This is a genomic window from Streptomyces sp. NPDC056296 (genome assembly GCF_042268605.1).
In the GTDB taxonomy this organism is placed as follows: Bacteria; Actinomycetota; Actinomycetes; order Streptomycetales; family Streptomycetaceae; genus Streptomyces.
Window position 1 is genome coordinate 14,869 of record NZ_JBHJRX010000086.1, and the last position, 11,793, is coordinate 26,661.

General features: G+C 68.7%; 14 protein-coding genes and 1 pseudogene. 6 read left to right on the forward strand and 9 right to left on the reverse strand.

The window, feature by feature from the left end; genetic code table 11:
- The coding region (locus ACFCZF_RS37830; RefSeq protein WP_376675519.1) for a CaiB/BaiF CoA transferase family protein at positions 1-1,154 on the reverse strand (1,154 nt) is incomplete at its 3' end.
- Between the two features lie 2 nt (positions 1,155-1,156).
- A complete protein-coding gene (locus ACFCZF_RS37835; protein ID WP_376675520.1) occupies positions 1,157-1,738 on the reverse strand; it encodes a TetR/AcrR family transcriptional regulator in 582 nt (193 codons plus the stop codon).
- On the opposite strand from ACFCZF_RS37835, the gene ACFCZF_RS37840 reads away from it, so the two are divergent.
- The 3 genes from ACFCZF_RS37840 to ACFCZF_RS37850 are packed head-to-tail and all read left to right on the forward strand — an operon-like array spanning position 1,728 to position 3,186.
- A complete protein-coding gene (locus ACFCZF_RS37840) occupies positions 1,728-2,039 on the forward strand; it encodes a hypothetical protein (protein WP_376675521.1) in 312 nt (103 codons plus the stop codon). The two genes, ACFCZF_RS37835 and ACFCZF_RS37840, sit on opposite strands and share 11 nt — an antisense overlap.
- A gap of 3 nt (positions 2,040-2,042) precedes the next feature.
- Positions 2,043-2,387, forward strand: coding sequence for a hypothetical protein (locus ACFCZF_RS37845; protein ID WP_376675522.1), 345 nt, complete (start codon positions 2,043-2,045; stop codon positions 2,385-2,387).
- A 37-nt stretch (positions 2,388-2,424) separates the two neighbouring features.
- Positions 2,425-3,186, forward strand: a complete 762-nt coding sequence (locus ACFCZF_RS37850) for an HpcH/HpaI aldolase/citrate lyase family protein (RefSeq protein ID WP_376675523.1) — start codon at positions 2,425-2,427, stop codon at positions 3,184-3,186.
- 22 nt (positions 3,187-3,208) lie between these two features.
- Here the strand turns inward: ACFCZF_RS37850 and fadH are convergent.
- The 6 genes and pseudogenes from fadH to ACFCZF_RS37880 form a co-directional block, all read right to left on the reverse strand.
- Positions 3,209-3,484, reverse strand: a pseudogene (gene fadH / locus ACFCZF_RS37855) (NADPH-dependent 2,4-dienoyl-CoA reductase); the annotation flags it as partial.
- Positions 3,485-3,627: 143 nt separating this feature from the next.
- Positions 3,628-4,458, reverse strand: a complete 831-nt coding sequence (locus ACFCZF_RS37860; protein WP_376675524.1) for an SDR family NAD(P)-dependent oxidoreductase — start codon at positions 4,456-4,458, stop codon at positions 3,628-3,630.
- 32 nt (positions 4,459-4,490) lie between these two features.
- On the reverse strand, positions 4,491-4,889 hold the full coding sequence (locus tag ACFCZF_RS37865; protein WP_376675525.1) for a MaoC/PaaZ C-terminal domain-containing protein: 399 nt from the start codon (positions 4,887-4,889) through the stop codon (positions 4,491-4,493).
- Positions 4,886-5,344 (reverse strand): MaoC family dehydratase N-terminal domain-containing protein, encoded by a 459-nt coding sequence (locus ACFCZF_RS37870; protein WP_376675526.1) that lies wholly within the window; start codon positions 5,342-5,344, stop codon positions 4,886-4,888. Before ACFCZF_RS37870 ends, ACFCZF_RS37865 begins: the two co-directional genes overlap by 4 nt.
- 2 nt (positions 5,345-5,346) lie before the next feature.
- Entirely contained in the window at positions 5,347-6,531 is a 1,185-nt protein-coding gene (locus ACFCZF_RS37875; RefSeq protein ID WP_376675527.1) for a lipid-transfer protein, read from the reverse strand.
- A 186-nt stretch (positions 6,532-6,717) separates the two neighbouring features.
- Positions 6,718-7,590, reverse strand: a complete 873-nt coding sequence (locus tag ACFCZF_RS37880; protein ID WP_376675528.1) for an SMP-30/gluconolactonase/LRE family protein — start codon at positions 7,588-7,590, stop codon at positions 6,718-6,720.
- Between the two features lie 234 nt (positions 7,591-7,824).
- Here ACFCZF_RS37880 and ACFCZF_RS37885 point away from each other — a divergent pair, with 234 nt between their 5' ends.
- Together ACFCZF_RS37885 and ACFCZF_RS37890 are read left to right on the forward strand one after the other, a co-directional pair.
- Positions 7,825-8,121 (forward strand): hypothetical protein, encoded by a 297-nt coding sequence (locus ACFCZF_RS37885; protein ID WP_376675529.1) that lies wholly within the window; start codon positions 7,825-7,827, stop codon positions 8,119-8,121.
- Positions 8,122-8,240: 119 nt separating this feature from the next.
- Complete coding sequence (locus tag ACFCZF_RS37890) at positions 8,241-9,122, forward strand: SDR family oxidoreductase (protein WP_376675530.1); 882 nt, start codon at positions 8,241-8,243, stop codon at positions 9,120-9,122.
- A 30-nt stretch (positions 9,123-9,152) separates the two neighbouring features.
- Here the strand turns inward: ACFCZF_RS37890 and ACFCZF_RS37895 are convergent, their stop codons facing one another.
- Entirely contained in the window at positions 9,153-9,839 is a 687-nt protein-coding gene (locus tag ACFCZF_RS37895) for a TetR/AcrR family transcriptional regulator (RefSeq protein WP_376675531.1), read from the reverse strand.
- Between the two features lie 120 nt (positions 9,840-9,959).
- On the opposite strand from ACFCZF_RS37895, the gene ACFCZF_RS37900 reads away from it, so the two are divergent.
- Positions 9,960-11,546 carry a methylmalonyl-CoA mutase gene (locus tag ACFCZF_RS37900; protein ID WP_376675532.1) on the forward strand — a complete coding sequence of 529 codons (1,587 nt, stop codon included), beginning with the start codon at positions 9,960-9,962 and terminating at the stop codon, positions 11,544-11,546.
- The last annotated feature ends 247 nt before the right edge of the window (positions 11,547-11,793 follow it).

The following is an 11,793-nucleotide window of genomic DNA, read 5'->3' on the forward strand; positions in this document are numbered from 1 at the left end:
CTTTCCTCTGTGTGGTCCCACCTTGTTTCCTGGGAGTCTGCTTGGAGGGGTGGGGTGGGGGGTTCCCCTAGAACCCGCAAGAGCCAGACCGTTCCTGTGCTCCCGGTTTTTTCCCTCGCCCCCGCACGCGTTTGGGTGGCCGTCCTGGAGAAGCGCGGTGCCGGCGCGGCATGAAGTGTCCCGTCGTGCTCCTCGACCAGACGGCGTGCCTCGATGTGCGGGTGTGCCGGCATCTCGTCGAAGGAGAGCACCGGTGTCACGCACGCGTCACGGCCGGCGAAGGCCTTCTCCCAGTGGTCCCGGTCCTGTGCCCGGAACGCCGCCGCCAACCGATCGGCCAAAGTGGGCCAGTTGGCACGGTCCAGGTGGTCGAAACCGTCCGGCAGCTCCAGGCCGAGCACGGTGACGAGTTCCGCGAAGAACTGCGGCTCGATGGCGCCGACGGCGACGAACCGGCCGTCGGCGCAGGTGTAGGTGCGGTAGAACGGCGCCCCGCCGTCCATGACGTTGTCGCCGCGCCGGTCGGTCCAGAGTCCGGCACTGCGCTGGGCGAGGAACAGGTCCCCGAGCAGCATGGCACCGTCCAGCATCGCGGCGTCGACGACCTGCCCCCGGCCCGAGCGGTTCCGTTCCATGAGCGCGGCGAGGATGCCCACGACGAGCAGCATCGATCCGCCGCCGAAGTCACCGACGAGGCTCAGCGGTGGCACCGGCCGTTCGTCGGCGGGACCGATCGCGTGCAGAATTCCGCTGACGGAGAGGTAATTGATGTCGTGGCCGACGGCCCGGGCCCACGGGCCGTCCTGACCCCAGCCGGTGATCCGCCCGTAGGCCAGGCCGGGGTTCAATGCCAGGCAGGTGTCCGGTCCGACGCCCAGCCGTTCGGCCACGCCCGGCCGGAAGCCTTCGACGAGGACGTCGGCGACGGCGACGAGGTCGAGCAACTGGCGCCGGTCGTCCGCCAGTTTGAGGTCCAGCTCGGTCTTCCGGCAGCCCCGCGGCTCCCAGGCCATGTCGAGACCGCCGTTCGACGCCGCGGGTCGCAGGACGCGCACCACGTCCGCGCCCAGATCGGCGAGGATCATCGCGGCGTGCGGGCCCGGCCCGATGCCGCCCAGCTCGACGACACGGACTCCGGTCAGGGGTCCTGACATGGTCACTCCTCAGCGCTTGCCGGTCCCGGTCCCAGTCCGTGCACGAGGATGTCGACGTAGGTGTCGGCGAGTTCGTCGGCGCTCACGCTGCCCTGCGGACGGAACCACATGTAGGTGTGGTTGAGCATGCCGAGCACGCCCTTCACCACGAGCGGGCCGCGGTCCACCCAGACGCCGGCATCCACGCCCTCGGCGATGATGCGGGCAACCTGGTCCTCAAAGGCGTCCCTGATGGCCAGGATCTCTTCGCGCTTCTCATCTCCGAGCCAGATCCAGTCCCGGAAGAACACGGTCGTCGCCAACTGGTTGTCCACTATCGCCTGGATCAGAAGATGAGCGACGGCGCGCAGCTTCTCCTCCGGACGGACGTCCGTCTCGGCGATCTCCGCGACGCGCGCGTTCATGCTCGCGATCTGGCCGTGGGCGATCTCGAAGAGGAGGTTCTCCTTGTTGCCGATGTGGTAATACAGAGCACCTCTGCGGATACCGACCGCGTCCTCGATGTCGCGGACGCCGGTGCCCAGGTACCCCTTCTCCGCGAAGAGCCGTGTCGCGGCCTGCACGATCCGGCGCTTGGTGCTCATGGTGTCCTGCGTCGTCTTCTGCATCGCCCACACTGCTCCGGAAATCCTCGACTGCCCGCATCGTACCGCAGTATCGAGCGGTCGGTACACACCTCTTGACGCGTCGGGAACGGTCAACGCCGCTGTCGCCGCCACGACCCTCGGCATCCCCGCCGTCGCGATGAACATCGGCGGCACCGAGTCCGCCAACGAGCCTTTCCCGGGTGCTTTCGCGGCAGCCCAGCCGGCTCTGAACACCTACGCGGTCGACCTGGTGAGGGACATCGTTCACTTGCGGAGCACCGGCTTCCCGATCCCATGAGGCGTGGCATTCAACGTGTGCTGTCCCGTGGTCACCAAACCGTCGAGCACGGTGGACGATGCTCCGGCAACAACCACCCCGAAGGGCACGCGCCAGACACGGCCGGAGACCGCCTTTCCCCACTTCACGCTGGTATTCGACCCTGTCGGCACGGACCGACCGCGGCCGGGGCACTACACCGCGGCGCTACGGACCCTCGCATCGAACACCGAGGGCGCGCCGGGCACCGACCTCGATGCGGCAGCCCACGGTTTCGTGAGCATCACGCCCCTCGACGTCGACCGCGACCTCGATCGGTCCGCCGTGAAGTGGACCCAGCGTCTCGCCCGGCTCGCCGACCAGGGCTGACAGTCAGTGATCTCGCGCCTCGGAAAGATGGCTTCCCATGAACGCGACCGCCCACCCCGATCCGACGACGCCCCCTCCCGACACGGCGGGCCTCCGCCGGCACTGGTCCGCCGGGCGGCCCCGTCACGGTGTCTGGAGTCTCCTGCCCGGCGCGGTGACCGCGGAACTGCTGGCCCGCACCGGCCCCGACTTCGTCGTGCTCGACCTTCAGCACGGTGCCGTGGGTGAGGCGGAGCTGCCCGGTACGACAGCCGCCATCAGGGCGGCGGGCTCGGTCCCCCTCGTCCGCACCCGCAGCGCGCACTTCGCCGACATCGGACGCCCCCTGGACCTCGGGGCCTGCGGAGTCTTCGTACCCAACGTGCTGGGCGCCGACCATGTGCGGGAGGTGGTCGCATCCTGCCGTTACGGGCCCTCGGGAAAGCGGTCGATTGGGCGGCTGGCGGGTGGCTCCGAAGCCCCTCTGGTCCTCGCCGTCCTGGAAACCGCGGCCGCCCTCGACGACCTCGACGCCATCCTCGACGTCGAGGGACTGGACGGGATCTACGTGGGTCCCACCGACCTCGCGCTCTCACTCGGCCGGGCCGACGAGGAGAGCCGGAACCACATGCGGGAGGTCGTCGCGTCGGTCGTCGACCGTGCCGTCGCCGCCCGGATGCCCGTCGGCGTCCACACCTACGACGGAGCGACCGCCGCCGTGTACGCCGGACTCGGAGCCACGGTGGTCACCGCGACGGTTGAGTCCACGGCACTCGCCGAGACGGTGAGACGGCAGCTGGCTGCCGCTCGAGCAGGTTAGGGCCGGGTGCGTGGTCCGGGCTGCCGAGCCCAGCGCCGACCTTGGAGGTCTTGCACTGGAGCGACGCGCCGTGCGCGGCGCGGGGGATCAGGCGCGGCCAGCCCGCCCGGCGCGCGGTAGTCCATGCCGATGCCAGAGGCGGAAGTACATTTCGGGGTCCTCGTGCGCCTCGTCGCCGCCGTCGGCACCGAGGACGTCGACGCGGTCGCCCACGGGCTCCGCCGCGCAGGGCGTCGAGACAGCCGACGACGCTCGGGGGGTCGACGCCGGGGATGCCCGGGGTGCGGGGGGCACGGCCCATGCCCGGCCCTCTTCAGCGGTCAGTGGGGGAGGGATGCAGCGCCTGCCGTTCGGGTAAGGAGCGGTCCCCGGTCCGGAGGCCGTCACGAGCGGTCAGGCCCTGCACTCCGTGCCGCCGGAGTACGGCACGGAGTCTTCCCGTCAGATCTGGAAGCCGCCGCCGCAGATCAGGGTCTGCCCGCTGACGTAGTCGGACTCCGGGATGCAGAGCAGGTACACCGCGCCGGCGGCCTCGGCCGGAGTACCGGTGCGACCGAGAGGAATGGCGCTCTCCATGGCGTCGAGCAGTGCCGCGCTGACGCCGACCTTGATCTCCCGCCCCTGCACGTCGATCGTGCCGTCACTGTCGGCCGGTGTGTCGGTGAGCCGCGTCTTGATCAGACCGAACGCCACTGTGTTGACCGTGACGTTGTAACGGCCCCACTCCTTGGCCAGGGTCTTGGTCAGGCCCGTGATGCCCGCTTTCGCCGCTGCGTAGTTGGCCTGGCCGGCGTTGCCGCCGAGTCCGGCGATCGAGGAGATGTTGACGACCTTGCGGCACGGCACGGTCTCGCCGGCCTCGCGAGCGCGCTTGGCAGCCGCGGAGAGCACCGGCTGTGCGGCACGAAGAATCCGGAACGGTGCCTTGAGGTGTACGTCCAGGATGGCGTCCCACTGGTCGTCACCCATCTTCTGGATGACGCTGTCCCAGGTGTAGCCGGCATTGTTGACGATGATGTCCAGTCCGCCGAAACTCTCCTCGGCCGTCCTCACGAAACGTTCGGCGAAGTCGGCGTCGGTCACGCTGCCCACACAGGTGGTCGCCCGGCCACCGGCTGCCTCGATGACGGAGACCGTCTCCTTGGCGGGTTCCGCGTCCAGGTCGTTGACCACGACGGCGGCACCGTCGGTGGCGAGTTTGAGTGCGATCTCACGGCCGATGCCGCGGCCGGATCCGGAGACGATGGCGACCTTGCCGTCGAGCTTCCCCATGTGAATGCTTCCTTTCGGGTGTGTCGGTTCGGTCAGTCAAGGGCGACGACGGCGTCACCGACGAGGGTGAGGGTTCCGTCGTCCAGTGCGACGGACAGGGCGAGGGTGGCCAGACCGTCCTGTACGGAGACGATGCGCGCCGTGCAGATCGGGCGGCCGTGTACGGGGGTGATCGCGGCGAAGCGCACCTGGTAGGAGCGGATCCGCTCCTGCGGCACCCAGTCGGTGAGCAGCCGGCCCAGGTAGGCCATCGACAGCATCCCGTGGGCGAAGACGTCGTCCAGTCCGGCGGATCCGGCCACGTCGGTGTCGATGTGGATCGGGTTGTGGTCGCCGGAGGCCCCCGCGAACAGGGCCAGGGTGGTCCTGGAGATCGGCGGGACCTTCAACGCGGGCAGCTCGGTCCCCGCCTCGGGCTGTCGCACGGTCATGCCGCCACCTCCGCGGCCCGCACGATCAGTACACTCCGTGCTTCGGCGATCGGCTCACCCCCGCGGCTGATGTCGGTCCGCTTGACCAGGAACTCCAGTGCGCCGCCCTTCTTGCTGTAGACGTCGGTGATGCGCGGCCGGAGGGTGAGGCTGTCGCCTGCGAAGGCCGGCCGGTGATAGGTGAAGGACTGTTCTCCGTGCAGCAGTCGGCGCAGGTCCACGCCCAGTGCGACGAGGTATCCGAACGGCTCCGGCTGCTCCATCTCCAGGCTGAAGAGGAACGTCGGTGGAACCGGCAGGTCGCGATGGCCGGCTCGCCGGGCGGCGTCCACGTCCGTGTACAGGGGGTCCGTCTGGCCGGTCGCCTTCGCGAAGAACCGCAGGCGGCCTCGCTCGATGTTCACGGTGAGCGGCTCGAACGACAGCGCCTTGGCCGCCTCCGCGTCGATCGGCACGGTCAGCCCACCTTTTCGTACAGCGTCACGACGGCGGCGCCGCCGAGACCGATGTTGTGCTGGAGTGCCACCTGCACGCCGTCCACCTGCCGCTTCTGAGCCTCGCCGCGCAGTTGCCAGACCAGTTCCGTGCACTGCGCCAGTCCGGTCGCGCCCAGCGGGTGGCCCTTGGACAGCAGCCCGCCGGACGGATTGGTGACCACCCGGCCGCCGTAGGTGTTGTCGCCGTCGGCGACGAACTTCTCCGCGGTGCCCTCCGGGGTGAGACCGAGCGCCTCGTACGTCAGCAGCTCGTTGGTGGTGAAGCAGTCGTGCAGCTCCACGACCTTCACGTCCTCCGGTCCGATCCCGGCCTGCTCGTACACCTGCCTGGCGGCGGACTTGGACATGTCATAGCCGACGACCTTGCGCATGTCCCCTTCGGTGAAGGTGGACGGCAGGTCAGTGGTCATGGCCTGCGCCGTGATCGCGACGTCGGTACGCAGGCCGTGCCGCCTGGCGAACTCCTCCGAGCACAGGACCGCCGCAGCGGCGCCGCAGGTGGGCGGGCAGCACTGCAGACGGGTCAGCGGGCCGTAGACGTGCGGCGAGGCGAGTACCTCCTCGACCGTCACCGGGTCGCGGAAGACCGCGTAGGGGTTGTGCGCCGCGTGCTGCCGCGCCTTGACGGCGATCCGGGCGAAGGTGTCCTCGGCCAGTCCGTGCTCCGCGGCGTACTGCGCGCCCGCCCCACCGAAGTATCGGGGTGCGAACGGAGCGTCGGACGGGCCCTGGGCGGCCAGGGCCACCTCGTCGAAACGGGCGAACGGACTCGGCCGGTCCTCCCAGTGACTGGTCAGCGCACCGCGCTGCATCTGCTCGAAGCCGAGCGCGAGGACGCAGTCCAGCATCCCGCTCTCGATCGCCTGCCGCGCCATGAACAGGGCTGAGGAACCGGTGGAGCAGTTGTTGTTCACGTTCACGATCGGTATGCCGGTCTGACCCACGCCGTAGAGCGCGGCCTGGCCGCAGGTGGAGTCGCCGTACACATAGCCGACGTACGCCTGCTCCACCGAGCCGTAGCCGATCCCGGCGTCGGCGAGCGCGGCCCGGACCGCCTTCTCACCCATCACGTCGTAGGACTCGCTGTTCCGGGGCGTCTTGAAGGGGATCATCCCCACGCCCGCGACGGTCACCCGTGTACTCATGGCAGCTCCCTCTGTCTTGAACTTGATGTGATACGAATCCGGGTTCACTTGTGACGCCAGGGAGTCAGTGCAGGCGGCTGGGCGGCTGGCGCCGGCTACAACGGTGAATCTTGGGCGGTCCAGAATTCACATCTGCTCCCGGGCGACGCTCGTCCGGCCTTCTCGCGGGCGTGACCCGGGAGGACGTCAGTGCAGGGATGCCCGCACAATGCGCGCGGACGGCGCGGCCAGGGTGTCGGCCGGGTCGGTGGTGGGGCTCGTGGCGAGGTAGAGGTACTGGCCCGCGTCTCCGCCGACCGCGATGTCGAGGCACTTGTGCTCGGTGGGGATCTCCCGCAGTACCGCACCGTCGGGTCCGACGAGGATCGCTCGGTTGCCGCTCGGGTCCGCGACCCAGGTTCCCTGCCCTGGTGCCTGGCTCAGGCCGTCGGGGGCGAAGCCCAGCTCCAACACGGTGCGCGAGGCGCCGAAACGGCCGTCGGCGCGCTGTTCGAACGCTGTCAGCCGCATGCCGAAGGACTCGGCGACGACGACCTCACCGGCGTCGGTCACGCTGATGCCGTTGGCGAAGAGGACCGGCTCGTCCGTAGCCGTCTCCACGGTGCCGTCGGGCAGGACGAGGTGGACGTGGGCCGGGCGGACCAGTTCCAGGGCCTCGGGCTTCCCCGCGGCGAAGAGCCGGTTGAAGGCGTGGATGTCGAAACCCATGTCGCCGACATAGGCGCGCCCGCTCGCGTCGACCCACATGTCGTTCAGTGCGCAGTCGCCGGTGTCGGAGAGGTCCGCGTGCAGGGTCAGGCTGCCCCGCGCGTAGCGCATCAGCCGGCGTGAGTCCTGGGCGACCAGCAGGAGAGAGCCGTCGGGCATCCAGCCGAGGCCCCCCGGGGCTTCACCCAGGTCGAGGACGAGCTCCTTCTCGCCACTCCTGCCGAGCCGGAAGACGTGACCGTTGTGGACATCTGCGAAGTAGAGATGCCCCTCGTGCCAGCGAAGTGACTCCGTGAAGCGAAGTCCGTCGATCAGGGTTACCAGTTCGAAGCTCTGTGCTGCGTCAGCCATGTTTACCTCCCAAATCCCGTCTGTGAACGGCATCACAATGCATCAGGTGAACAGGGTCTATGTCAACCAACATATGCTCGTCTACCTTGTGACCGAAAGGGGTCCTGCGCAGACGAACCGGCGAGGTTCCTCGAGCCCGGCCTCGCGCACCCCTCGCGAAGCCGCTGCCGCGAAGCAGGTCACAAGCACCGCCGTCGTGCCCTCGGGCGCGAACGAGCCTATGAAGGAGCAGTCATGACATTCGAAGGAAGCTGGGACATCACCCTGCACGCGCCGCAGGGCAAGCAGACGGCGAGGCTGGACCTGCTCGGCGGCGATGCCCCGGGCGGCACCATGACCACGGACGAGGGCAGCACCGATCTGCGTGAGTACGCGGTCGACGGGGACATCGCGACCTGGAAGGTGTCGATCACCCGGCCGATGCCCCTGACGCTCACCTTCAGGGCTTGTGTCGAGGGCGACACCATCAGCGGCGACGCCAAGGTGAACGCCTTCATCAAGGTTCCCTTCGACGGCGCGCGCGTTCGATGACGGGTCGCCCGGTCCATCCGGCGGGGGCCTCGGCGGGCGGGCCTGCGTGAACCCCTGCGGACCGGGCGGCGGTCACCGGCGGCACCCACAGCGGAAACGGCGAGACGGAGGAGAGCACAGTGCGGGATCTGCACGGTCGCACGGCATTCATCACGGGTGGTTCCCGTGGCATCGGGCTCGGCATCGCCGGCGCATTGGCACGGCACGGGGTGAAACTGGCTCTCGTTGACGTCGACGAGGACGCGCTGCGGCAAGCCCGACGCGAACTGGCCGACCACACCGACGTGCGCGTCTACACCCTCGACGTCACCGACCGTGACGCGTACGCGCGCACCGCCACTGCGGTGGTCGACGATCTCGGTCCGGTCACCCTGCTGTTCAACAACGCGGGCATAGCCGATTCCACGAGCCCGTCGCGCATGTCGTACGGCATGTGGGATCACGTCGTCGGGGTCAACCTCAATGGCGTGTACAACGGACTGCAGACCTTCCTGCCTCTCATGCTGGAGGCAGGCACCGAGTCCCACATCGTCAACACGTCCTCCGAGGCCGGCCTCGGCGAGTTCGGCTCCGGCTTCCTCTACCACGCGAGCAAGTACGCCGTGGTGGGACTCAGTGAGTCGCTCCGTGCCGAACTGGCCCCGCGGGGGATCGGAGTCAGCGTCCTGTGCCCTGGCCCGGTCGCCACGGACATCGTGGAGAACACACGCCGGATGCGTCCCGGCGACGCGCCCGCGCAGTCCACCAAGGTGGCCGCGATCCTGGACGTGTCGCACGCGGTGCTGAAGGAGCACGGCGCACCGGCCGACACGGTCGGGGAGCTGGTGGTCGACGCGGTGCGGCGGAACCTGCCCTACATCGCCACACGCAACCATTCCAAGGAAGCCCTCACCCGGCGGACGGCCGCCCTCCACGAAGCAATGGACCAAGCGGAGCAGTTCATCACCGGAAGGCGGGCGCCCGGGCTGGAAGCGGGCAAGGAGGGCGAGCGCACCGCCTGAAGCGCGTGTTCCGGCCCGAAGTCCGGTACCTCAGAGCTCGGGGCCGTGGTCCATGAGCCTTCGCAGGGCCGGCAGCAGCGCGTCGACAGGGGTCCCGGTCCTGAGTACGACGACCGTCGCTCCGCTGTCGTCGGTCACCGAGGGGGGCGAGGGGAACGGGAAGAGGGCGAGGACCTCGCTCATGGCCTCGTCGACTTCGGTGACGGGATCGGCCGATTCCGTCCTCAGCCACCTTCTCAGCACGTGGTTGTGGGCGGCGACGACGTTCGCCGCCATCAGTTCGGCCCGCAACGGCGCGGATCTGCCGGTGTCTCCCATCCAGTCCGAGATGAACTCGCGGAACAGCCGCTGGTAGCGGGCCACGCTGACGATCTCCCGCTCGCGCAGGGCGGGCACCTTGCTGGTGAGGGCGTACCGTCGGCGAGCCACATCGCCCTCGTCGAGGTAGTGCAGCAGGACCAGGCGGACCGCGTCGGAGACGGCCGCCAGTGCGGTGGCGTGCGTCGAGCCGGCCAGTCGTTCCCGGATCGCGGCCAGCAGTCGGTCGTGATCCGGGAAGATGACCTCTTCCTTGGAGCGGTAGTGCCGGAAGAACGTGGTGCGTCCCACGCCGGCTCGTTCGGCGATGTCGTCGATGGTCGTCTGCTCGTATCCGCGCTCGTCGAAGAGAGCGAACGCGGACTGCGCGAGTCGGTCCCGCGTGGATGCCCTGCTCATATGGGCCCATCCTTCCCTGTTCCCCGTCCGGGCCGCCACTTGCCCGAAGCAACGGTACTGAGTACCGTTTCTCAGGTATTCAGTACCGAACGAGGATGTCACGTGAGGAAGGGGCCTGGCGTGAACGACGTCACCCGCAACGAGTCCGGCCTGTCGGTACGGCCCGTCTACGACAGCTCCTTCTCGGAGCGTCTCGACGCGCCGAGCAAGTTGGGCGCCCCTGGGGCGTTCCCGTTCACCCGGGGCGTGTACCCGTCGATGTACACGGGTCGGCCGTGGACGATGCGGCAGTACGCCGGGTTCGGTACGGCACAGGAGTCCAACGCCCGGTACCACGAACTCGTCGCCGCGGGCACAGGCGGCCTGAGCGTGGCGTTCGATCTGCCGACGCAGATGGGTCACGACTCCGACGAGGTGATCGCCCGGGGCGAGGTGGGCAAGGTGGGCGTGGCGATCGACTCGATCGACGACATGCGCACGCTCTTCTCCGGGCTGCCGCTCGACAAGGTGTCCACCTCGATGACGATCAACGCGCCGGCCTCGACGCTGCTTCTGCTGTATCAGCTCGTCGCCGCCGAACAGGGCGTGGAGGGGCATCAGCTGGCCGGAACGATCCAGAACGATGTACTGAAGGAGTACATCGCCCGCGGGACGTACATCTACCCCCCGAAGGAGTCCCTCCGCCTCACCAGCGACATCTTCGCCTACTGCCAACGGGAGATGCCCCGCTGGAACACGATCTCCATCTCCGGCTACCACATGGCCGAGGCGGGAGCCACGCCCGCGCAGGAGATAGCCTTCACCCTGGCCAACGCCAAGGAGTACGTCCGCGCCGCGCTCGCCGCCGGCCTGGACGTGGACGACTTCGCGCCGCGCCTGTCGTTCTTCTTCGTCGCCCGGACCACACTGCTGGAGGAGGTCGCCAAGTTCCGTGCGGCCCGGCGCATCTGGGCGCGCATCATGCGGGACGAGTTCAAGGCCGTGAATCCGAAGTCACAGATGCTGCGCTTCCACACGCAGACGGCAGGTGTCCAACTGACCGCCCAGCAGCCCGAGGTGAACCTGGTCCGGGTAGCGCTGCAAGGGCTCGGTGCGGTTCTGGGCGGTACGCAGTCCCTGCACACCAACTCCTACGACGAGGCCATCGCCCTGCCCACCCAGAAGGCGGCACGGCTGGCCCTGCGCACCCAGCAGGTGCTCGCGTTCGAGACGGACGTCACGACGACCGTGGACCCCTTCGCCGGCTCTTACGCCGTGGAGGCGATGACCGACGACATGGAGGCGGCCGTCGTGGAACTGATGCAGGCCGTGGAGGACCGCGGTGGTGCGGTGGCGGCGATCGAGCAGGGGTTCCAGAAGTCCGAGATCGAGAAGTCGGCCTACCGAATCGCGCTGGAGATCGACAACCAGGAACGCACCGTGGTCGGCGTCAACAAGTACGCCCTCGACGAGGAAGAACCGTACGAACCCCTGCGGGTCGATCCACATATCGAGGCCGACCAGCGCGAGCGCCTTGCCGACCTGCGCAAGCAACGCGACAGCGACGCCGTCGAGCGGTCCTTGGACTCGCTGCGCACGGCCGCTCAGGGCACCGGCAACGTGCTTCGTCCGATGCGCGAGGCGCTACGCCTGCGCGCCACGGTCGGTGAGGTCTCTCACGCGCTTCGTGACGTCTGGGGCGTCCACGTTCCAGCTGACGCCTTCTGACCTGCGGAGGAGCAGGCCGCCCGGGCGGCTCACCCCTCCCATCGATCTTGGAGAACTTCATGAACCATTTCCACGAGGCGAGTACTGAGCGCGAACGGGTGAGCGAGGAGTGAGCGGCGCGGGGATGCACACGACCGCGGGCAAGCTCGCGGACCTGAGGCGCCGTATCGAGGAAGCGACGCACGCCGGTTCGGAACGCGCCGTCGAGAAGCAGCACGCCAAGGGCAAGCTGACGGCCCGTGAGCGC

Coding starts and splice junctions, on each gene's coding strand:
- ACFCZF_RS37860 (WP_376675524.1), bottom strand. CDS start 4,458: ATGGGGAAGCTCGACGGCAAGGTCGCCATCGTCTCCGGATCCGGCCGC.
- ACFCZF_RS37875 (WP_376675527.1), bottom strand. CDS start 6,531: ATGAGTACACGGGTGACCGTCGCGGGCGTGGGGATGATCCCCTTCAAG.
- ACFCZF_RS37880 (WP_376675528.1), bottom strand. CDS start 7,590: ATGGCTGACGCAGCACAGAGCTTCGAACTGGTAACCCTGATCGACGGA.
- ACFCZF_RS37835 (WP_376675520.1), bottom strand. CDS start 1,738: ATGAGCACCAAGCGCCGGATCGTGCAGGCCGCGACACGGCTCTTCGCG.
- ACFCZF_RS37885 (WP_376675529.1), top strand. CDS start 7,825: ATGACATTCGAAGGAAGCTGGGACATCACCCTGCACGCGCCGCAGGGC.
- ACFCZF_RS37895 (WP_376675531.1), bottom strand. CDS start 9,839: ATGAGCAGGGCATCCACGCGGGACCGACTCGCGCAGTCCGCGTTCGCT.
- ACFCZF_RS37850 (WP_376675523.1), top strand. CDS start 2,425: ATGAACGCGACCGCCCACCCCGATCCGACGACGCCCCCTCCCGACACG.
- ACFCZF_RS37865 (WP_376675525.1), bottom strand. CDS start 4,889: ATGACCGTGCGACAGCCCGAGGCGGGGACCGAGCTGCCCGCGTTGAAG.